We start from the raw sequence: 21314 nt of genomic DNA on the forward strand, positions 1-21314 counted from the left end.
TTTGGCCATTTTGATTTAGCTGTGCCGGATTTCCAGCTGCCAGCCCAGTTTTTGCCATAACAAGCATTCTTCTTCCAGCAGGTAGTGCGTTTGCGGGTGCTGGCTGGCCCATTGTGATGACAGTGCCAGTATAAATTGCTGTTTATGCCGTTCCAGTTGCAAGTGTTTGAGTGCTGGCAGTCGGCGCGAGTGGCAGAAAATCACCGCTAACCGTAATGCCATCAACTGACAGACCAGGTCCTGGTTATCAAAGTCTGCGGCTAGTTTGCGTAATTTACCCTGGTGCCCGAGCACGAGCAGACTGATGGTATGCAGTTCACTTTGAGCGAACCCCATCAGTTCGGTGTTATCCAGAATATACGCGCCGTGTTTGTTGCAATCCGTATGCGAAATAGCCCAGCCAACTTCATGGCATAGCGCCGCCCAGTGTAATAGCGATTTTTGGCTATCGCAGGCCTGCATGGCACCATAAAAATACAAAGCCAGTTTGCTCACATTGTTGGCGTGATCCATCTCGACGCCAAAGCGTTTGCATAGCCGCACAATCGATGCCGTGCGCAAATCTTCGGTGGCATTGTCTGAGCTCAGCATATCGTACAGCACACCATGACGCAGGGCGCCATTAGCCACCATCAGCGTATCAATTTTTAGCGTATCAAATACAGCGGTCAAGACTGCCAGCCCGCCACCAATCACGGCACGTCTGTCATCCTTAAGGCCTTCCATATTGAGGCGGTCGGCGGATTTGGCCTTGATCAGTATTTGTTTCAGCCAGTCCAGTTGTGCACGCTCAATGCGATCTGTGGCAAACCCGGCACCAGCCAATACATCCGCTACTGCGCCTACCGTGCCAGAGGCGCCATACGCCACTTCGGATTGGCTGACGTAACGGCTGGCAATCATGTCGATAATGGATTCGGCAGCAATTTCCGCGCGTTCAAAGTTACGCTCGCTAAACTGGCCATCGGTAAAATACTTTTGCGACCAGCCAACAGAGCCTAAGCGTAAAGACTCCGTGACATTGGCCTTGAAATGCTGACCGAGGATAAACTCGGTCGAGCGTCCACCGATATCCACCACCAGCCGCTTTTCATCTGATTGCGGCAACATACGGCTCACGCCTTGATAAATCAGGCGCGCTTCTTCCACGCCTGAAATAATCTCGATCGGATAGCCGAGTACTTTTTGTGCCTGCCTGATAAACTCTTCGCTGTTGGCTGCCTCACGCAAGGTTTGCGTGGCGACGGCACGTACGTGCTCAGGTGGAAACCCTTTCAGGCGCTCGCCAAAGCGCGCCAGGCACTTCAGTCCGCGCTCAAACGCCTGCGGTTTCAGGTTACGGTCTTCATCCAGGTCACCGCCTTGGCGCACGGCTTCTTTTAAGTAGTCGACGCGCAAAATCTGGCCATCAACGACGCGCCCGATTTCGAGACGAAAACTGTTGGAACCCAAATCCACGGCAGCGAGTTGGGTATCTTGAGTAATATTTAGCATGCGATAATACGGGGTAGGTTACTTTAGGTAGCGGTTAATGGCCTTGGGGTATTCTGGAAAATAGCGTTCAATCACGCTTAAATCAAAGCTTCGCAAAATACTGGTATTGGATTCACGGTCGAGCAAGAACTGGAAAGAGGCCGCCACCAGCTCGGAAGCGTTGTGCGTGGCATCGAGCAACTGACCTGCATAATCAGGTTTGACACTGACTTGATGCGTGGTGATGTGCGATCCATGTACGGTGACAGAAAACGAGTTCGGACTGGTTTCAATCACCTCAATATTCGCCATGCTTGCCTCCCCAGACAATTGCTGCAAACAGTATAAATTGTTATGTTGGCAGAGGCCAGTGAAACTAATATGAAAATGAAACCGCATGTGTATGGTTGATTTCATCAAACCGTCATGCGACAAAAATAAGATAAAACAACACTCAATATACCCTAGACACCCTCCATGCGTAGCTTATTTTTCCTGATACTTTCACTTTTGATCGCCCAGTGTGCGCATGCCGCCCGCCCGCTGGTGACCGATGATGCCCGTTTGACCAATGCCCATGGTTGCCAGCTCGAAAGCTGGATGCGCAGCTATCAGGGCGGGCAAGAGTTATGGGCACTGCCCGCCTGCAATCTCGGTGAGAATTTTGAAATTACCCTGGGTGGTGGCAGCTATCGTAACAATGACGACAACTACCATACTGAAGACTGGGTTGCTCAATTCAAGACGCTATTTAAACCGCTGGAAACCAATGGCTGGGGTATCGGCTTTGCTGCTGGACGCGTCATGCATCCGGATATTCAGCCTGGGCCCAACCAGCTCGGTAATACTTACTTCTATATCCCGGTCTCTCTTTCACTGCGTGATGACGACGTGATTGTGCATGTCAACGTCGGCATGCTGCGCGACCGGCAGGAAGATCGTAACAAAGTTAATATGGGTGTCGGCTCCGAGTTTAGATTGGGTGGAAACTTCAAAGGCGTGGCTGAAGTGTTTGGTGACCATACGCAAAATCCCTTCTACCAAATGGGCTTGCGTTACTCGCTGGTGCCGGAGGTGTTTCAGATTGATGGCACGGTAGGGCAGCAGGTGAATGGGGATAGTCGGACGCAGTGGTTGTCTATTGGGGTTAGGTGGACACCATAGGGGTTGGTTTTATGGATTTAGAGTAGAAGGTAATTCTTTAGGTTTGTGCGTGTAGAGGAGATTTCTTTTCGCCTTTTCGGCGAGTTACTTTTCTTTGCTTGCACAAAGCGAAGGCTATTCTATGATTGATCTATTTCGCCTCTCGGCGACCATTCTTTCTTATGCTTGTCCATAAGAAAGAAGGCAAAGAACAAGACACCCCAGCCTCCGCTTGACTCCTGTGCTACTCGGATTGTCGGGCGTCCATCGAAACTCGCCCTGGTGGCTTGCACAAAACGCAAGCCACTGCGGAACTCGGACAGCCGATGGCCGAATACTCCCGCCAAGCCTGCGTTGCTCGGCGCGGCAGATGGGGGCCCCGAACACCCAATGAGCGCCGCGGTAGGTGATTGTAAAAAATGAATTTGGTTTTCTAACTTTTCAAATTGCTACGATGTCAGTTTGACGAGATAACTCCCATTCCATCACGCTGAGTAGCGGAGACAAAACAAGGGAGAAGGGAGCGACTGTTTGAGCACCGCGGCAGCTTGCGTAGTGTGCAGTCCACTAGGGTGAGTTTCGTGACCGCTTATTTTGTTGAGCAACGCAAGGGAGCCGCAGGCCGTGATGGCTGGGTGCCCTCTTTTTGGTTACTTTTTTGGGGCAAGCAAAAAAAGTAACTCGCTATCAAGGCGAAAGAAAACTTTCCTAATAATGACCAACGCTTCAATCCACCGATCAAAATCTACTTCAACAAAATAATCCGATTAATCTGCCCCAATCTAAACGCCGTCTTACTCAATTTGCCCCCTTTTAGTGCCAATGGCCGAATCGGGCAGGGCGGGATACGCCGTCCATCTTCCAGCAAAGTGTCATCTTCTGCCGTCGATTGCCAAACACCGCCATTGACTGGCCGGAATTGCCAGTGGATGTACCCGACTTTGGCACCCAACTGCAACATTTCGTCACGGTCGGGTGCTTCGCTCACCAGTAACTCACTTTCGAGTTCTTCGTCATATTTGCCAAACGCCTGTTTGCAGGCGAGGGCTTCATGTTCACTGGCGCCGACATAGGTGCAGGCGCGGTGTTCTTCGCGTTGTACGTCCCACGCACCTAATTGCCAGGCGGCGTCGAGTACGGCTTCTTCGACCACTTCAGGCTGCCGCCAACGGTCATTGATCTGCAAGGCGGAGCCTGGGACTGGCTGCAGGATGGGTTGGAGCATGGGCAGGGCGGGTGTGGGCTGTTTGCGAAAACCATGCCAATGCAACATGAGTAGCAAAGGCGTATCTGCACGCGGGACGGCGGTCAGGGTGACTGCATATAAGGGCAGTTTCATGACCTGCATTTGCTCGATTAAGGTGTGAAAGAGATTCATACATTGCTCTCCTGACCGGGTCTTTGAACAAAGAATGCTGCTTTAATCAATCCCTAGCAAAAAGCATGCAAATAAATGCATCTCGAATGCCTGAAAAAGCATGGATTTTAATGACTGTCTGCCAGACGCAAGCGGCTGATTCAGGACTTAAATAATGGATTGGCTGGCTGATGACGCAGCTTTCACAATTCCCCTCTTGAAAAACGGTTTTTATTTCCCCATCTAAACGTAAATTTTTGTGTTTAACCCTGTTTTTTGGAGAAATTGTCATGACTACTGCGACAGCAGAATCGCAATCTAAACAGACCATGGGCTTTCAGGCCGAGGTCAAACAATTACTGCAATTGATGATTCACTCGCTGTATAGCAACAAAGAGATCGTGTTGCGCGAGTTGATTTCCAACGCTTCTGATGCCGCTGATAAGTTGCGTTTTGAAGCGATTTCTAACGGCAGCCTGTATGAAAATGACAGCGAGTTAAAGATTAATATCGCCTTTGATAAAGACGCACGCACGTTGACCATTGCCGATAATGGCATCGGTATGCGCCGCGAAGAGGTGATTAACAATATTGGTACCATTGCTAAATCGGGCACCAAAGAATTCTTTCAGAACCTGACCGGTGACCAGGCCAAAGATGCCAACCTGATTGGCCAGTTCGGTGTAGGCTTTTATTCAAGCTTTATCATTGCGGACAAAGTGACACTGATTACGCGCCGTGCCGGTGAAAGCGAGGCGATCAAGTGGGAGTCGGGTGGTGAAGGTGATTTCACGATTGAAACGACGGAAAAAGCCGGTCGCGGCACTGAAGTTATTTTGCATCTGCGCGAAGGTGAAGATGAGTTCCTCAATGACTGGAAACTGAAAACCATTGTCCGTAAGTATTCAGACCATATTACCTTGCCTATCGTGATGAAAAAATCCGAATGGCAAGATGGCGAGAATGGTGAAGGCGGCCAGATGGTGGCGACCGATGAAGACGAAACCATTAACAAGGCCTCGGCGTTGTGGGCGCGTAGCAAAAGCGACATCACTGAAGAGGAATATAACGAATTTTACAAACACGTCTCGCATGATTACGAAAATCCACTCGCGTATACGCATAGCCGCGTAGAGGGCAAGCAAGAGTATATTTCATTGCTGTATGTGCCGGGTAAAGCGCCGTTTGACTTGTATGACCGTGATCGCCGCCAGGGCATCAAGTTGTATGTGAAGCGTGTATTTATCCTTGAAGACGCAGAAAAACTCATGCCGCAATACCTGCGTTTTGTACGCGGCGTGATTGACTCTGCCGATTTGCCGTTGAATGTGTCGCGCGAAATTTTGCAAGACAGCCGCGATGTGGAAGCAATTAAAAATGGCTCAGTGAAAAAAGTATTGAGTTTGCTGGAAGATGTGGCTGAAAACAAACCGGAAGACTATGCCAAGTTCTGGGACGAGTTTGGCCGTGTGCTGAAAGAAGGTCCGGGCGAAGATTTTGCCAATAAAGACAAAATCGCCGGTTTGTTGCGCTTTGCCTCTACGCATGCGGACACGGAGACGCAAAACGTGTCGCTGACAGATTACATTGGCCGCATGAAGCCTGAGCAAGAGGCGATTTACTACATCACGGCTGATACGTTTGCTGCCGCCAAAAACTCACCGCACCTGGAAATCTTCCGTAAAAAAGGCATTGAAGTGTTGCTGATGTCGGACAAGGTAGATGAATGGTTGCTGGGTAGCCTGACTGAGTTTGAAGGCAAAAAATTGCAGTCGATTGCCAAAGGCGATCTGGACCTCGGCAAGCTGGAAGATGATGCTGATAAAGAAGCACAGAAGCAGGTGGAAGAAAACGCCAAAGACCTGGTTGAGCGACTGAAAGCGGCGTTGGGTGATACGGTGAAAGAAGTCAAAGTGACGCACCGCCTGACCGATTCGCCAGCCTGCCTGGTGGCCGGTGAGCATGATTTGTCGGGTAACCTGGCGCGTATTTTAAAAGCTGCCGGGCAAAAGGCGCCTGATAGCAAACCTGTGCTTGAAATCAACCCGACGCATCGACTGGTGGAAAAGCTGGGCGCGGAAACTGACGATGCCAAGTTTGCCGATTATGCGCATGTGTTGTTTGATCAGGCCTTGCTGGCCGAAGGCGGTCAGTTGGAAGACCCAGCCAGTTTTGTTAAGCGTATGAATAGCATGATTTTGTAATTGGTTGACTGAGACGTTATGAAAAAACCATCTAAATTAGGGGGCTTGAGACGGTTTTACCAATTAAGTAACGTTCTCTATTTTTAACTTAAGACGGTTAATTTTCATAGGACAAATTATGGCAAGAGTTCCAGTCTGGGCAGACGTCTGCAGAGGCGATTTCGGAGAGTTCGCTTCGCGGGCTGCATGCGCTCCTAAAGCAGCATGCGAATGTGGCAACTCAGCAGTACAGGTAACCGCAACCGCAGTCGGCTCAGTTATGGCAAGACAGTCAGCAGCAGAGGTCGCTAAAGGCGCACTTAAGAGCTCGGCCCCCATAGCTGCTGCATTCGTCGTTGCTGAATCGAGCTATGCATTTCTTCAATGTGTGCAGGGCAAGATCAGCAAAGAAGCGGCTATTGAACGAACAGTCGAGAGCGCAGCAAGTGGTGCGGCGGGCCTTGGAGGATCTGTAATCGGTGCAATTATCGGTACCGCAATCTTCCCAGGCCCTGGCACTGCTGTCGGTACATTCATTGGAGGTGCACTTGGTGGTGCTAGTGGTCGATGGGGAGCAAGCAAAGCTATGGCTGCGTAGTACTGTCAAAGTGAAACCCACCCCATCGCCTGTGGTTGACGCATCATGTGCAAGCTCGTGGCAATTGCGCAAGTCGTGCTCAAAGCAAATAAGCATTTCGATAAAGATATGTATCAAAAAGCTTGTCTTTTATAACGGTATCTACCGATTTGATGAGCAAATATAAAGCCCGCTTTGGCGGGCTTTATATTTTTTATAGTTATAAAGATATTCAATTTTATTATTTATTGGTATTAAAGTGGCTTGCTATAGTGATTTCATCACCATTTGTATGGAAGTCATTATGCGCTGCTTATCAAACATTATTCCGCTGCTGGTTTCGTTTTCTTTTGGCAGTGCCTGGGCAACCGATGGCTATTTTGCACACGGTTATGGCGTGCGCTCACAGGGCGTGGCTGGCGTGGGCATTGCCTTGCCGCAGGATGCATTAGCTGCCGCGGCCAACCCGGCTGGCATGGGCAAAGTAGGTGACCGCATTGATGCGGGTGCGACCTGGTTTAGGCCGGTGCGAGAGTCTGAGCTGGAAGGTAGTCCTTCACCAGGTGCAAATGGCACCTACAAAGGTAACGATACGCAGAATTTTCTAATCCCTGAGTTTGGTTACAACAAGCAATATTCTGAAGATGTGACGCTCGGCGTGAGTGTGTATGGCAATGGTGGCATGAATACCGATTACAAAAACGGTATTCCATTGTTTCAAAGCCAGGGCAGTGCCGGGGTAGACTTGATTCAGGTATTTGTGGCGCCAACGGCAACCTGGAAGGTTTCTGAGAAACATATTATCGGCGCGTCATTAAACCTGGCTTACCAGCGTTTTGAAGCCAAAGGACTGCAGGGTTTTGATAATGCAACATTCAGCGCCGCACCAGGGCGTGTGACTAACAATGGCCACGACAATTCGTATGGGGCAGGCGTCCATATTGGCTGGTTGGGTGAAATCACCGACGCTGTCACGCTGGGGGCGACTTATCAAAGCCGCACCTATATGAGCAAGTTTGATAAATATAAAGGCTTGTTTGCCGAGCAGGGTGACTTTGATATCCCGTCTACTTATGGTGTTGGTGTGGCGGTGAAGGTCACGCCGGCATTGACGTTGGCGGCAGATTTTCAGCGTATTAATTACAGTGAGGTGGATGCCGTAGGCAATGCCTCACAGGCGAATTTGTTTAACGGCTTGGGTAATGACAATGGCGCCGGTTTTAACTGGCAAGATGCCAAGGTTTATAAAGTCGGTGCGTTGTATCAATATAGCCCAGCCTTAACGCTGCGGGCGGGGTTTAACCATGTTGATCAGCCTATCCGCCGTGGCGATACCTTGCTCAATATTCTGGCGCCGGGCGTGGTGAAAGATCACGTGTCACTCGGCGCGACCTGGGTGTTGAGCCCGCAATCCGAACTGTCATTCTCTTATACGCATGCCTTTGAAAACAGCGTCAATGGCAGCAACTCGATTCCGGCTGCATTCGGGGGCGGTGAGGCCAACCTGAAGATGTATCAGGATGCATTAGGCATTGCCTATACCTGGAAATTGTAAAACTCTTTTATTTTCGCCATCTTCGGGCGTTATAATCAAAAGCCACAACATGAATTTCGTGGCTTTTTTTATGTCTGACATATTCTTGTTGTAGGCTTGTTTTTTGCTTTTGGCTCATTTAAAGCAAATTTGTGATCAACACCTCAGGGGAAGATGTATGACTGCCAATGTGAAAAAAACACCTAAAAAAGCTGATAAATCTGACACAGCGCAAGCGGTTGATGAGTTCTTGCTTGAGCAACTGCCGATTCCGCAGGCTTTGCGTAATCACCTGACTTTTTCCATCGGCAAGTCCAATTCATGGGCGACGACGCGCGATTGGTACCAGACCGCAGCCTTTACTGTACGTGACCATTTGATGAGCCGCTGGGTGAATACGCGCGATGCCTATCGTGATGCCAATACCAAGCGTGTCTATTACCTCTCACTTGAGTTTTTGATCGGTCGCATGCTGTCTAATGCCGCACTTAATTTGGGCATTGCACCGGAACTAAGCGATGGTTTGCAGGAAATTGGCCAGCGGCTGGAAGGCGTGGCCGAACTGGAGCCTGATGCTGCCTTGGGTAACGGTGGTCTGGGTCGTTTGGCGGCGTGTTTTGTCGACTCCATGGCGACCATGGATATTCCGGCGACGGGTTACGGTATCCGTTATGACTATGGCATGTTCAGGCAAACCATAGAAAACGGCCAGCAAAAAGAAAACCCGGATAACTGGTTGCGCTACCAGAATATTTGGGAAGTGCAGCGTCCAGAGCATACGTGTGAGGTGAAGTTTTATGGCCGCGTGTTGCATGTGCATACCGAACACGGTATTGAGCATCACTGGGTAGATCATGAAACTGTGGTGGCCATGCCCTATGATGTGCCGGTGCCTGGCTATGGCACGCAAACGGTGAACAATCTGCGTTTGTGGTCAGCCAAGGCAACCAATGAGTTTGACCTGGCATACTTTAATGAAGGTAATTATGAGAAATCGGTTGAAGGGCGTCATAGTGCGGAGACCATTTCGCAAGTGCTGTATCCCAATGACACGTCAGAATCTGGCAAGGCGCTACGCCTGAAACAACAATACTTTTTTGTCTCGGCGTCTACGCAGGATATTCTGCATCGGTTTACTAACTACAACGCTGACTGGAATACCCTGCCGGAGAAGGTGGCGATTCAGCTCAACGATACGCACCCTGCCATTGCTGTTGCTGAAATGATGCATCAACTGCTTGATCATTACCACTTGCCATGGGACAAAGCCTGGAAATTGATCACCAAAATGTTTGCGTACACCAACCATACGCTGATGCCGGAGGCGCTGGAAACCTGGTCGGTAGATTTGTTCGCGCAGTTATTGCCACGCCACCTGGAGATTATTTACGAAATTAATCATCAGTTCCTGCAAATGGTCAATCAGCACTTCCCGGGCGATACTGCCTTGCTGCAACGTGTCTCCATTATTGATGAGACGCATGGCCGCCGCGTGCGTATGGCGCACCTGGCGATTGTCGGCAGCCATACTGTGAACGGGGTAGCCGAGTTGCATAGCGAGTTGTTAAAAACTACCTTGTTTGCCGATTTTAATAAAATCTATCCGGGCAAGTTTACCAATGTGACCAATGGCATTACGCCACGTCGCTGGCTAAACCAGGCTAATCCATTATTGACCAATTTGTTAACCAAACATATCGGCACTGGCTTTCAGAAAGACCTGAGCCTGATTAAAAAGATCGAGCCGTTTGCCGATAATGCTGCGTTTAGAAAAGCCTTCCGTGAGGTGAAAAAAGCCAACAAGCAGCGCCTGGCCGACAAAATCCTGCAAAAAACAGGCATTGCCATTAGTACCAATGCGCTGTTCGATGTGCAAATCAAGCGTATTCATGAATACAAGCGCCAATTGCTGAATGTGCTGCACGTGATCACCTTGTATAACCGTATCCGCAGCGGGCAGGTGAGCCAGCATACGCCGCGTGTGGTGATTTTTGCCGGTAAAGCAGCGCCTGGCTACTGGCTGGCCAAGCAGATCATCCGTTTGATTAACGATGTGGCGGTGATGATTAATAATGACCCAGCAGTCAATGATCAGCTCAAAGTTGTGTTCTACCCTAATTATGAGGTGAGCGCAGCGGAGATCCTGTTTCCGGGGGCTGATTTGTCTGAGCAAATTTCAACCGCAGGCACTGAGGCCAGCGGCACTGGTAATATGAAAATGGCGCTCAATGGCGCGCTGACCATCGGTACGCTGGATGGTGCCAACGTTGAGATTATGGAAGAAGTGGGCGACGAGAATATCTTTATTTTTGGCCTGACCACGCCAGAAGTTGCGCAACTGAAAGCCAGCAACTACAACCCATGGGATTATTACCATGGCAACCATGAACTGAAACAAGTCATAGACATGATAGGTAATGGCTTCTTCTCGGTAGAAGAGCCTAGCCGTTACCAGGCGATTGTGGATACCTTGTTGCACAAAGGGGATCAGTACTTGTTACTGGCGGATTATGCTGCTTATGTCACCACACAAGAAAAAGTGGCGGCCTTGTATCAGGATGAAGAGGCCTGGTCACGCATGGCGATTTTGAATGTGGCGCGTATGGCGAAATTCTCCAGTGACCGCACCATTGCCGATTACGCTGCGCGTATTTGGCAAGTTTCACCATTTAAAGCCTGATTTTTTTCTGCTTGCCTCAATACAAAGCAAGTCCATCTGGACTTGCTTTGTGCTTTATGGGTACACTGAGCTCAAATTGTTAAAGAGCGTAATCATGAAAAATACAGCATGGGTATTGTTGGCCGGTTTATTAATCACAGATGCACAAGCGTTGGACCTCAAAGGCTTGGGCGATATTGTTGAGAAAGTCGGCGGTAGCTCGACCAGTAGTAGCAGTAATAATAGTGCGGTCAGCAATCTGAGCGAACAGGAAACCAGCGATGGGCTGAAACTTGCCCTTAACCAGGGCGTGAGCAAAGCAGTGGGCCTGCTAGGTGCCACAGACGGTTTTATGGGGAATAAAGAGGTCAAAATCCCATTGCCGGAGTCATTAAAGAAAATCGAAAAAGGCATGCGACTGGTCGGTATGGGCAGCCAGGCGGATGAACTGATTCTCAAGATGAACCGGGCAGCCGAACAAGCCGTGCCTGAAGCTAAAACGCTATTGGTCAACTCGATCAAGCAAATGAGTGTGACAGATGCCAAGAATATCCTTACTGGCCCGCAAGATGCGGCCACACAATATTTCAAGAAAACGACTTCGACAGATATGGCGGCTAAGTTCTTGCCCATCGTGCAAAAAGCCACCGCCAATGTGCAATTGGCCGATACCTATAATAAATATGCCGAGATGGGCAGCAAGTTTGGCGTGATTAAAAAAGAAGATGCCAACATCAATCAATATGTCACGCAAAAAGCACTCGACGGTGTTTACCTGATGATTGCCAAAGAAGAGGCGGCGATTCGTCAGGACCCGATGGGCCAGGCCAGTAGCCTGCTCAAAAAGGTATTCGGCGCGGCTAAGTAGCTGATTTTCATAAGTTTATATATTGCACTCGCGCTATGTCGCGGGTGCATCGACATAATTCCTTCTTTTTATTTTAATCCTTTTGTCATGATGTACCTCTAACCTGCACGGCATATGCAGGTGGTGCCCATGATCAGTCAAAATCGTTCAAACAATTCTCTGGATTCAAGCAATGCCCTAGTAGTGTGGCGTCTGTTAGACGGCAAGCCCGGTCATGAGCATCAGTCTTTAGGCCTGGTCAATGCCATGCAGCAGCGTTTACCAGTTCACGTCGTCGATGTACCCATAGGCCGCGGTGGCGCAGGCTGGTTATATCTGGCTGCAGGTGTGTGGCCCGCCGGTAAACACTTGCCCAAACCGGATATGATTATTGGTGCTGGCCATGCCACGCACGGACATATGCTGGCTGCCAAGCGCGCTTATGGCGGACAAACGGTGTGCATGATGCAACCCAGCCTCCCTGCCGAATTGTTCGATGTCTGTTTGATCCCGGAACACGACCAGTACCGCGGTTTCTCCAGTTTTATCGAAACGCGTGGTGTCATCAATCATATTCAGCCCAGCACTGCCGCCAAAGAGAGTAGTGACGTTTTGATTATGATAGGCGGGCCCAGCAAGCATTTCCACTGGGATGAGCTGGGTGTGATCGCGCAAGTCTATGACTTGGTCCGCAAGCATACCGAAGTCAATTTCGTCCTGACCACCTCCAGACGCACGCCAGCCAGCTTTGTTTCTGCCATGCAGCGCGTCAGGTTGACCAACCTGACGATTATCCCGATTGCTGATACCGGCAAAGACTGGGTGCAGACCACATTGGCACGCGTCTCTACCGCCTGGGTGACTGAAGATTCTGTCTCCATGGTATATGAAGCGCTTACGGCACAAGTGGCGGTAGGGCTGATTAGCCTCTCTGCAAAAAACAGCGGCCGCGTTAGCCGTGGCATCGAAAAATTAGTCGACCGCCAACTGGTCACCAGATATGACCCTTATGGTTTGTATCGCCAATATATGCGACCAGTGCTCGGTTTTAATGAAGCCAGCCGTTGCAGTGATGCCTTGCTGGCTTATTTCAACAGCACTTCTACAAGGCGTCGCCTGGTATCACGATTAAGCTAGTGGTTGAACTCCTGTTTTGCGTACACTGACGGTTTTACAAGTATTACCTGCCTTGCAATCGGGCGGGGTAGAGCGTGGCACCTTGGAGGTCGCTGCGCATCTGGTTTCGCAAGGTCACCGCTCGCTGGTGATGTCGGCGGGCGGGCGCATGGTAGCTGAGCTGGAGGCCGCAGGCAGTACGCATTTTACCTTTCCCATCGGGCGCAAATCGCTGCTGACTTTTTTATTGATTCCTAAATTGCGTGCACTATGGCGGCGTGAACAAGTGGATATTGTGCACGTGCGTTCGCGCTTTCCGGCGTGGGTCGTGTATCTGGCCTGGAAAGGCATGCCCTCTGAGCAACGGCCGCACCTGGTGACGACGGTGCATGGTTATTATCGCCCCGGCTGGTATAGCCGCATCATGACCTGTGGTGAACGGGTGATTGTCATTTCTAAAACGATACAGGCGTATGCGCAGCGGGAATACCAAGTAGATGCACGCAAATTGCAGCTGATTTACCGCGGGGTGGATACCGCGCAATACACGCCAGGCTGTACGCCAGATCTGAACTGGCAACAAGAATGGTTTGCCGAATATCCGCAGACGCGTGGCAAGCGCTTGCTGGTGTTGCCCGCCAGGGTCTCACGCTGGAAAGGCGCTGCAGACTTTGTCGATATGTTGCGCATTGTTTGCCAGCAACATCAGGATGTACACGCTTTGCTGGTGGGCGAGGTGGCTGCTGATAAACAGGCCTTTGCCGCCTGTTTGCAGCAGAAGATACACGCAGCTGGATTGTCTGAGTGTGTCACCTTGACCGGCTACCGCCAGGATGTGAAACAGATCATGGCCATATCCAAGATTGTTTACTCTTTATCTACCGAGCCAGAGGCCTTTGGGCGCACGACAGTGGAAGCATTGAGTTTGGGCGTGCCGGTGATTGGCTACCAGCATGGTGGCGTGGCCGAGCAGTTGGCAGCGCTATTGCCAGAAGGGGCGGTGCCGGTTGGCAATGTGGCTGAAGTCGCCATGCTGACACTGAGCTGGCTTGCGCATCCGCCAACAGTGCAGCCAAATAGGCAATTTTCATTACAGGTGATGCAACAGAAAACACTGGCGGTTTATCACGATGTGATGGCCGATGCCGGACAAGGGAGTTGACCATGCATGCCATTGCGTCTTTACATCAGGATAAGCCCCTCGCCATACCGCAGGCTTTAGCACACATTTGCTTATTGCTGGCTGTGATGATCATCGCCTGGAGCCCTTTTTCTGGCGGTGCAAGGTTGCCTACTTTGTTACTGGCTATTGTTGGTGCGGGATTGTTGCTGGCGAGGTTCTCAGATTTACGCAAGCAGCGCGCAGTGTGCCGCTGGACAGCGGTGTTTCTGTTGCTATGGCTACCTATGTGGCTATCATTACTGCATGCGTTTGATGTCAAAGCCACATTAGCGGCTATTGCCTGGTTTAGCCTGATGTATCTGGCAGGCCTTGCCTTGGTTATGCTATTGCAGCAGGCTATGGTCAGGCAATTACTTGCGCGCTGGCTGAGTTGGGTCATTGCCCTGTGGATACTGGATAGTGCTATTCAATACCTGTTTGGGATGGATGTACTGGGTATGCCTAAAACGCCGGAGGGCCGCATAACGGGCATGTTTAGCGATTTGCATCAGGGTATCTTGATGCTGGCCGTGCTGCCGTTGATTTTCTATCACTTGCAGCCTAAATATGGCTGGCTGGCCTGGGGGATGCTATTAGGCGCTGGTGTGGTCATTGTACTGTCTGGTGCACGCGGTTATCTTTATATCTATGTGCTGATGTTGCTATTGGGTTTGTGGCGTCGCCAGCCTGGCTGGAAGGTCTGGCTGGCGGTATTGTTAGTACCATTGCTGGTTGCCATGCTCTCTAGCCTGCTCAATCCGCAGTTAGCGAAAGTAAAACTGGAGGCAACGCAGTCAGTGGTTGCGTCAGAGCAGACTATCTTTGACCGGTTTAATCACACATTGACTTATCGCCTCAACTTGTGGGAGACCGGGTTGCATATGTGGCGGGCCGAACCGCTCACCGGCATCGGCAGCAATAACTATAAGCGAGCGTATGCACAATATGCCAGTCGGCCAGGTGACCGTTTCGTGTTCAATCGTACACATAGCCATAACATCTATGTCGAATGGCTGGCGGAAACCGGATTGGTTGGCGGTTTGGGGTTGGTGGCGATTGTGGGGTTATGTGTCCGCTGGTTCAGGCAGGCAACAGTCACTGATCAACACCAGGCCTGGCCTTACGCCTTGCCATTAATGGTGATTTACTTCCCAGTCAATACTACCCAACCCATGCTGGTGCCCTGGTGGTTTCCGGTACTGATGTTGCTGGCTTGCGCTTTTATCGCCAGTCTGGAGCGTAGCAACAATGACCGCGCAAGTTAAACTGATGCAATACCGGGATGCTGATTGTTTTGGCGCAACACTGGATCACACCATCGTGCGCGACTTGCCGCGTGACCCGGCCATCAAGCGCATCCTCATTATCAAATGGGGTGGTATGGGCGATATCGTCATCAGTACCGCCATCATGGAAGATATCCGGCTAGCGTTTCCGCAAGCGGAGTTGCACCTGAATACCATGCCTGCCTGGCAATCGCTGTTTACACATGATCCAAGGTTTAGCCGGGTCTGGTGCGTCAACCTGCAGCAACAGTCGGGTCGCTGGCGTGCCTACCGGCAATGGCTGGCTGAAGTGGCTGCGATGCAGTATGACCTAATTATCGATTTGCAAACCAACGATAAAAGCCGAAGCTTACTGACCATGCTCAGGCTGATGGGTAAGGCGCCAGCCTTGTTATTGGGTAATCACCCGCGTTTTCCTTACACCATACGCCAGCGGCAGCGCCTGCCACAGGCACACGGTTTCCAAATCATGCAGCAAACCTTGCTTTGTGGGGGTATCCCTTTGGGCACACCTGCGCCCAAGTTGCATACTCCACCGTCGTCAGTCGCGTCTGCCGGGCAACTGTTGGCAGGGCATGCGTTGCAGCACAAATCGTTTGTGGTTTTTTTATGCGGCAGCCATGCCAGTGGTCAGACCAAGCGCTGGGGTGCTAAACATTATGCTGATTTGGTCGCGCATTATGTTCAGCAGGGCATGCGTGTGGTCTTACTCGGCGGGCGTGATGAGGCTGAGGAGTGCCTGGCCATTGCCAGCCAACATCCACAGCACGTGGTGAACCTATGTGGGCAAACCAGTTTGCTTGAGGTGCCGGTCATCTGTGCGCAGGCGGTTGCCATTGTTGCCAATGATACTGGCACCGCCCATTTGGCGGCAGCGACCAGCACGCCGATGACCGTGATTTGTGGCCCGACCAACCCGTTACGCGTGAAGCCACTGGGGCAGCAAGTGCTTGCGCTACAACTGGATGTGTCATGCAAGAACTGTTACGCCAAGCAATGTAGCCACCATAGCTGCATGCAGCAATTCACCCCGCAGCGCTTGGTTCCTTGTTTGGCAGAACCTAAGCATGCCTAAAGTGATTTGGTGGGGTCGTTCAGACCTGGATTATTCGCGTAACCGCATTTGCAGACAGTTGCTGCAAGCGTTGGGTTATCAACTGATTGATTTTTCACCGCGCATCAGTGCCTTGGCAGATATTGAGGCCCAGTTGAAAGGCCTCAGCGCAGACCTAGTGTGGGTGCCTTGTTTTCGGCACCGCGATGTGGCCGCCGCTGCGCGTTGGGCGCGTAAAAAAAATATCCCGTTGTTGTTCGACCCTTTAATTAGCGCCTGGCAGAAGCAGGTGTATGAACGGCAAAAAGTAAGGACGGATGGCCTGGCAGCACGTCGCTTGCTTAACCGCGAAAGCCAATGGCTGCACTCTGCAGACATGGTCTTGCTGGATACCGAACCGCAGCGGCGGATGTTTATGCAGCGATTCAAGCTGTCCGCTGCAAAAACCGTCTGCGTCTATGTGGGCGCCGAGCAACCCTTGTTTACGCCTATTGCAGCCGAACGCTCCCCGGCGGCAATTGAGGTGTTGTTTTATGGCAGCTTTATTGCCTTGCATGGGGTGCAAACCGTCATAGAAGCCGCAAGATTGACGCGCCAGCATACGCATATCCGCTGGGTGTTGCTGGGTGACGGGCCTGCCAGGGCCAGCGCTCAACAGCAGGCCGTCGGTTTGGATAATGTGTATTTTGAGGCTAGCGTGCCTTACAGCCAGTTGCCGCAGCGCATTGCGCAGGCAGATATTGTGCTGGGGGTGTTTGGTGATTCGGAAAAGGCTGCACAGGTGATGCCTAATAAGGTATTTCAAGCATTGGCGTGCGGGCGGCCAGTGATCACGCGTGCCAGCGCTGCGTATCCAGCAGACATCAGTAAGCAGCATGGCTTATGGCAAATTGAAGCAGCCAATCCACAGGCATTATCAGAAGCGGTGTTGCAATGGTCACATTGTGCGCGTGAGCAAGGCCAGGCCGCGCATACCTTATATGCGCGCTATTTTTCTCCACCGCAGTTGCAACAGCAATTGCAGGCCGCACTGCACGCTTTGGGGTTGGTGCATGCGTGATCCCCGTCCATCAACGATGACCGCCACGGCCACGACTAGGCGCATCCTTGTGATTACGCTCTCTAATATTGGTGACGCCGTGATGACCACCCCCGTCCTGGCCGCCCTGCATGCGCAGTACCCGGATGCATGCATAGACCTGGTCTGTGATCCTCGTTCTTCAGCCTTGTTTGCGCCTTGTCCTTATATTGGACAATTGTTTGTGCGCAACAAGCAAAGTGGCTGGCGTGGTTATCTGCAATTGATTACCGCCTTGCGGAAAACGCGTTACGACATCGTTGTGGATTTACGCACGGATTTTCTGGTTTATTTACTGCGAGCGAGGCGGCGACTCAAGAAGTATCCCAATGCAAGCACGTTGCATATGCACTCGGTAGAAAAGCATTTATTGGCCGTGCGCACACTGGTCGGTCATTGCCTGCCTAATGCTGAGTTGTGGGCAAGTGAGCAGGATGCTCAAGTCGTCGCTACCCAGTTTCCTCTCAACGGTCGCTGGCTTGCGATCGGCCCCGGTGCCAATTTTTCAGGAAAGATCTGGCCGGTGGAATGCTATGCGGCCGTGGCTAATGCACTCAAGGCAGATTTTGATGGCGTAGTGCTATTAGGTGGTAACGCTGACCAGGCGCTTGCAGCGCAATTTATCGCGCAGGCCGAATTACCTGTGTATAACGCCTGCGGTGGTTTGACGTTGCCACAATCGTATGCGTTGTTGAGGCTATGTCATTTTTATCTCGGCAATGACTCCGGTCTTGGCCATATGGCTGCGGCTGCAGGTTTGACTACACTCACGCTGTTCGGCCCGGGCTCACCCGTGCGCTACCGGCCATGGTCACCGCGGGCCGGCGTGATTCAAGATCCGCGGCAGGATATTCTGGGCATCACGGTGCAATCTGTGGTGGCCAAATTGCAGTCGTTGCTGGTTTCGGCGGGATGATTGATGCCCGCATGACTCAGTCTCTTTTAAAAGTCATTTGTAGCCTGCTGGACCGGTTATCCTTAAAGTGGATACACCGTCTGGGTGCTTGTCTGGGCCGTTTGTTTTATGTCGTCGCGACTAAACAAAACCAACTGTTAATCAGCAACCTCAGGCAAAGTGGCCTGTTCCCTTCTGAGCAGGCCTTGCAACAGGCGGTACGCCAGAATCAGCGAGAGATGGGCAAATTTATCCTTGAATCTTTAGCCATTTGGTCGCGTTCACAAGCACAGGTATTGCAATGGGTGCGTCATGTATATGGCAAGGCCTGCCTGGACGAAGCCATGGCGCATGGCAAAGGTATCCTGTTTTTGACGCCGCATATTGGCTGCTTTGAGATTACCTCTATTTATTACGCCAGCATGCAGCCGATCACCGTACTTAATCGCGATTCCCGACAATCATGGGTGCGTGCGTTTATGCAAGCCGGGCGCCAAAAAGGCGCGGTGAGACTGGCGCCCGCCAACCTGAAAGGTGTCAGGCAAATGCTGAAAGCTTTGTACGCCAATCAGGCCGTAGGGATTTTGCCCGATCAGATCGCCAGCAAGGGGCAGGGTGAGTGGGTAGGTTTTTTTGGTAAACCCATGTACACCATGACCCTGGTCAGCCAATTATTGAGTCGCGTCGATACGCGCGTGATTGTGGTGGTGGCGGAAAGGCTCGCGGATGGGCAGGGCTACGATTTACATTTAAAAGCGGTGAGTCCCGAAGCGGTTTCTTCACCGACCAAACTTAACCAGGTGTTAGAGACATTGGTCACCCAATTCCCGCTGCAATATATGTGGAGCTATGACAGGTATAAACAACCATAATGAATAATACGCAAAGCACTTACACATACCTGAGCAGGCTCATGGTCTATATCAAGCCCTATTGGCTGACCTTTGCCGCAGCACTGTGTTGCCTGGTCATCCTCTCTGCCAGTAATACCGGTTTTCTGAGTACTATTAAACATGTGACTGACGAAGGTTTTGCTGATCATGCAGAAAACAGTTCGCGCATCTACCTGGCCGCCATGCTCTGCGGCCTGCTGTTTGTGCGGGCATTGGCCGGTTTTGGTTCTAATTACCTGGTGCGTATTGTCGGACGGCGTGTGATTGAAGATGTACGCAATCATGTGTTTGACCATATGCTTAAACTGCCTGCCAGTTTCTTTGACCAGCATGCCATTGCCAATATCACCACTAAAATGACCTTTGATTGCGAGCAACTATATAGTGCCGTTACCAAAGTCATTATTTCATCCATTCGCGATAGCCTGACGATTCTCGGTATTGTGGCTTATATGCTCTACCTGGATTGGAAACTCACGCTGGTCTTCTTGATGCTAGCGCCTGTCATTACCCGCTACCTGAAAAAAATGACGCCCAAGTTACGTAACTCTGGCAAGCAGGTGCAGGCGAGTATGTCTGACATGACGCAAGTGATTGAAGAAGCCGCCAGTGGTCAACGTGTCGTCAAGGTATTCAATGGTGAAGCTTATGAATACCAGCGGTTTAGCCGCATTGTAGCCACTAATCGGCAGATGATGGTCAGGCTGGGGCGCATCTCTGGGCTCAATAGCATGTTTGTTGAAATGCTGGCGGCGATTGCGCTGGGGATGGTGATTTATTATTCTGCCGGGCAATTCACCGCCGGTGAATTTGCCGCCTTTATTGGCGCCTTGCTTATGCTCATCGGGCCGGTGAAGGCGATTGCTTCTGTGAATGAGGATGTGCAAATTGCAGTGACTGCCTGCCAGAGCGTGTTTGTCGTGCTGGATACGCCGACCGAAATAAATCAGGGTGAGTTAGCGCTAGAGCAGCCTGTTAAAGAGATTCAATTCCACAATGTCGCTTTTAAGTATCCTTATGGTCAGCATGCGGCATTGAAAAACCTTAACTTGACTATTCAGGCAGGCGAAAGTATTGCGCTGGTAGGCATGTCTGGTGGCGGCAAATCTACGCTGGTGCATCTGTTGCCACGCTTTCATGAGGTACAGCAAGGCAGCATTACCATCAATGGCATCAAGATTCAGCAACTGGGGTTGCCGTATTTGCGCCAGCAGTTTGCACTGGTGAGCCAGGAGACCGTGCTGTTTAATGACACTATATATAACAATATCGCTTATGGTAGCTTGCGCGGCTTATCTAAAGCAGAAGTGATTGCCGCTGCCAAAGCTGCCCATGCCTGGGAATTCATCGAAAAATTGCCGCAACAGCTGGATACGCATATCGGCGACCGCGGCCTGCGTTTGTCAGGTGGCCAGCGCCAACGCCTGTCGATTGCACGTGCCATGCTCAAGAATGCCCCTATCCTCATTCTCGATGAGGCGACTTCAGCGCTGGATAACGAGTCCGAGCATAAAGTGCAAGCTGCGCTCAACCAGCTTATGTTAGGCAAGACCACTATCATGATTGCCCACCGCCTGAGCACCATACAGCACGCCAGTCGAATTATTGTGATGGACCAAGGTCAAATCGTTGAAGAGGGCGTGCATGAACAATTGATGCAGTCTGGCGGCAAATATGCCTCGCTCTACAATATATTTAGCAAATAACTGTTGACACTGTTTTTGTAAGTTTGCTATAGTCTCACCTCTCGACGCAACACAAGTTTTACTAGTCGATTCGGACGCGGGATGGAGCAGTCTGGCAGCTCGTCGGGCTCATAACCCGAAGGTCACAGGTTCAAATCCTGTTCCCGCAACCAAGCAAAAATGAGTTTAGAAATTAAATAAATTTGATGCTTGACCGAACGAAAAACCTCTGTATAATGCGCACCTCGTTACGAAATAACGGTAACGAAAACGGCTTGGAAGCTGACTGTTCTTTAAAAATTAGGATGACTGATAAGTGTGGGTGTTTGTAGTTGAGTGAAGCGCATTTAATGCGTAGAAACTCAGAAAATA

Annotated in this window: 17 protein-coding genes and 1 tRNA gene; 14 read left to right on the top strand and 4 right to left on the bottom strand. The window is 50.9% G+C overall.

Features of this window, described 5'->3' with window-relative positions; all coding sequences use genetic code 11:
• Nucleotides 1-15: 15 nt before the first annotated feature.
• Together ppx and OH31_RS14475 are read right to left on the bottom strand one after the other, a co-directional pair.
• Entirely contained in the window at nucleotides 16-1494 is a 1479-nt protein-coding gene (ppx, locus tag OH31_RS11330) for an exopolyphosphatase (RefSeq protein WP_024930815.1), read from the bottom strand.
• 18 nt (nucleotides 1495-1512) lie between these two features.
• On the bottom strand, nucleotides 1513-1785 hold the full coding sequence (locus OH31_RS14475; protein WP_024930816.1) for a hypothetical protein: 273 nt from the start codon (nucleotides 1783-1785) through the stop codon (nucleotides 1513-1515).
• Nucleotides 1786-1950: 165 nt separating this feature from the next.
• Between OH31_RS14475 and OH31_RS11340 the strand changes: the two genes are divergently transcribed.
• A complete protein-coding gene (locus tag OH31_RS11340) occupies nucleotides 1951-2637 on the top strand; it encodes a hypothetical protein (protein ID WP_024930817.1) in 687 nt (228 codons plus the stop codon).
• 724 nt (nucleotides 2638-3361) lie between these two features.
• On the opposite strand, the gene OH31_RS11345 is transcribed toward OH31_RS11340, so the two are convergent.
• Complete coding sequence (locus OH31_RS11345) at nucleotides 3362-3994, bottom strand: hypothetical protein (protein WP_024930818.1); 633 nt, start codon at nucleotides 3992-3994, stop codon at nucleotides 3362-3364.
• Between the two features lie 46 nt (nucleotides 3995-4040).
• Nucleotides 4041-4265, bottom strand: coding sequence for a hypothetical protein (locus OH31_RS15025; RefSeq protein WP_148296208.1), 225 nt, complete (start codon nucleotides 4263-4265; stop codon nucleotides 4041-4043).
• Here OH31_RS15025 and htpG point away from each other — a divergent pair.
• From htpG to OH31_RS11415, 13 genes are all read left to right on the top strand, one after another.
• Nucleotides 4264-6177, top strand: coding sequence for a molecular chaperone HtpG (gene htpG, locus OH31_RS11350; protein WP_024930819.1), 1914 nt, complete (start codon nucleotides 4264-4266; stop codon nucleotides 6175-6177). The two genes, OH31_RS15025 and htpG, sit on opposite strands and share 2 nt — an antisense overlap.
• 860 nt (nucleotides 6178-7037) lie before the next feature.
• Nucleotides 7038-8288 carry an OmpP1/FadL family transporter gene (locus OH31_RS11360; RefSeq protein ID WP_024930821.1) on the top strand — a complete coding sequence of 417 codons (1251 nt, stop codon included), beginning with the start codon at nucleotides 7038-7040 and terminating at the stop codon, nucleotides 8286-8288.
• Nucleotides 8289-8445: 157 nt separating this feature from the next.
• On the top strand, nucleotides 8446-10947 hold the full coding sequence (locus OH31_RS11365) for a glycogen/starch/alpha-glucan phosphorylase (RefSeq protein ID WP_024930822.1): 2502 nt from the start codon (nucleotides 8446-8448) through the stop codon (nucleotides 10945-10947).
• 94 nt (nucleotides 10948-11041) lie between these two features.
• Nucleotides 11042-11794, top strand: coding sequence for a DUF4197 domain-containing protein (locus OH31_RS11370; protein WP_024930823.1), 753 nt, complete (start codon nucleotides 11042-11044; stop codon nucleotides 11792-11794).
• A 183-nt stretch (nucleotides 11795-11977) separates the two neighbouring features.
• Nucleotides 11978-12910 (top strand): mitochondrial fission ELM1 family protein, encoded by a 933-nt coding sequence (locus tag OH31_RS11375; RefSeq protein ID WP_242402268.1) that lies wholly within the window; start codon nucleotides 11978-11980, stop codon nucleotides 12908-12910.
• A gap of 16 nt (nucleotides 12911-12926) precedes the next feature.
• Entirely contained in the window at nucleotides 12927-14051 is a 1125-nt protein-coding gene (locus OH31_RS11380) for a glycosyltransferase family 4 protein (RefSeq protein ID WP_024930825.1), read from the top strand.
• Between the two features lie 2 nt (nucleotides 14052-14053).
• Nucleotides 14054-15316: an O-antigen ligase gene (locus OH31_RS11385; RefSeq protein WP_024930826.1), complete on the top strand. Its 1263-nt coding sequence runs from the start codon at nucleotides 14054-14056 to the stop codon at nucleotides 15314-15316.
• Nucleotides 15300-16412, top strand: coding sequence for a glycosyltransferase family 9 protein (locus OH31_RS11390; protein ID WP_024930827.1), 1113 nt, complete (start codon nucleotides 15300-15302; stop codon nucleotides 16410-16412). The genes OH31_RS11385 and OH31_RS11390 overlap by 17 nt, the downstream gene beginning before the upstream one ends.
• Nucleotides 16405-17451: a glycosyltransferase gene (locus OH31_RS11395; protein WP_024930828.1), complete on the top strand. Its 1047-nt coding sequence runs from the start codon at nucleotides 16405-16407 to the stop codon at nucleotides 17449-17451. Before OH31_RS11390 ends, OH31_RS11395 begins: the two co-directional genes overlap by 8 nt.
• Nucleotides 17444-18385: a glycosyltransferase family 9 protein gene (locus OH31_RS11400; RefSeq protein WP_158497431.1), complete on the top strand. Its 942-nt coding sequence runs from the start codon at nucleotides 17444-17446 to the stop codon at nucleotides 18383-18385. The genes OH31_RS11395 and OH31_RS11400 overlap by 8 nt, the downstream gene beginning before the upstream one ends.
• An 11-nt stretch (nucleotides 18386-18396) precedes the next feature.
• The gene (locus OH31_RS11405) at nucleotides 18397-19236 is read left to right on the top strand and encodes a lysophospholipid acyltransferase family protein (protein ID WP_051502174.1); all 840 of its coding nucleotides are present in this window, start codon (nucleotides 18397-18399) and stop codon (nucleotides 19234-19236) included.
• A complete protein-coding gene (gene msbA / locus OH31_RS11410; protein WP_024930831.1) occupies nucleotides 19236-20963 on the top strand; it encodes a lipid A export permease/ATP-binding protein MsbA in 1728 nt (575 codons plus the stop codon). The genes OH31_RS11405 and msbA overlap by 1 nt, the downstream gene beginning before the upstream one ends.
• A 75-nt stretch (nucleotides 20964-21038) precedes the next feature.
• Nucleotides 21039-21115: transfer RNA gene (locus tag OH31_RS11415), tRNA-Met, on the top strand.
• Nucleotides 21116-21314 lie beyond the last annotated feature (199 nt).

Source organism: Methylophilus sp. OH31 (genome assembly GCF_000576615.1).
GTDB lineage: Bacteria > Pseudomonadota > Gammaproteobacteria > Burkholderiales > Methylophilaceae > Methylophilus.

Coding starts and splice junctions, on each gene's coding strand:
- ppx (WP_024930815.1), bottom strand. CDS start 1,494: ATGCTAAATATTACTCAAGATACCCAACTCGCTGCCGTGGATTTGGGT.
- OH31_RS11345 (WP_024930818.1), bottom strand. CDS start 3,994: ATGAATCTCTTTCACACCTTAATCGAGCAAATGCAGGTCATGAAACTG.
- OH31_RS11360 (WP_024930821.1), top strand. CDS start 7,038: ATGCGCTGCTTATCAAACATTATTCCGCTGCTGGTTTCGTTTTCTTTT.
- OH31_RS14475 (WP_024930816.1), bottom strand. CDS start 1,785: ATGGCGAATATTGAGGTGATTGAAACCAGTCCGAACTCGTTTTCTGTC.
- OH31_RS11385 (WP_024930826.1), top strand. CDS start 14,054: ATGCATGCCATTGCGTCTTTACATCAGGATAAGCCCCTCGCCATACCG.
- OH31_RS15025 (WP_148296208.1), bottom strand. CDS start 4,265: ATGACAATTTCTCCAAAAAACAGGGTTAAACACAAAAATTTACGTTTA.
- OH31_RS11370 (WP_024930823.1), top strand. CDS start 11,042: ATGAAAAATACAGCATGGGTATTGTTGGCCGGTTTATTAATCACAGAT.
- msbA (WP_024930831.1), top strand. CDS start 19,236: ATGAATAATACGCAAAGCACTTACACATACCTGAGCAGGCTCATGGTC.
- OH31_RS11400 (WP_158497431.1), top strand. CDS start 17,444: ATGCGTGATCCCCGTCCATCAACGATGACCGCCACGGCCACGACTAGG.
- OH31_RS11340 (WP_024930817.1), top strand. CDS start 1,951: ATGCGTAGCTTATTTTTCCTGATACTTTCACTTTTGATCGCCCAGTGT.
- htpG (WP_024930819.1), top strand. CDS start 4,264: ATGACTACTGCGACAGCAGAATCGCAATCTAAACAGACCATGGGCTTT.
- OH31_RS11390 (WP_024930827.1), top strand. CDS start 15,300: ATGACCGCGCAAGTTAAACTGATGCAATACCGGGATGCTGATTGTTTT.
- OH31_RS11365 (WP_024930822.1), top strand. CDS start 8,446: ATGACTGCCAATGTGAAAAAAACACCTAAAAAAGCTGATAAATCTGAC.
- OH31_RS11405 (WP_051502174.1), top strand. CDS start 18,397: ATGACTCAGTCTCTTTTAAAAGTCATTTGTAGCCTGCTGGACCGGTTA.
- OH31_RS11395 (WP_024930828.1), top strand. CDS start 16,405: ATGCCTAAAGTGATTTGGTGGGGTCGTTCAGACCTGGATTATTCGCGT.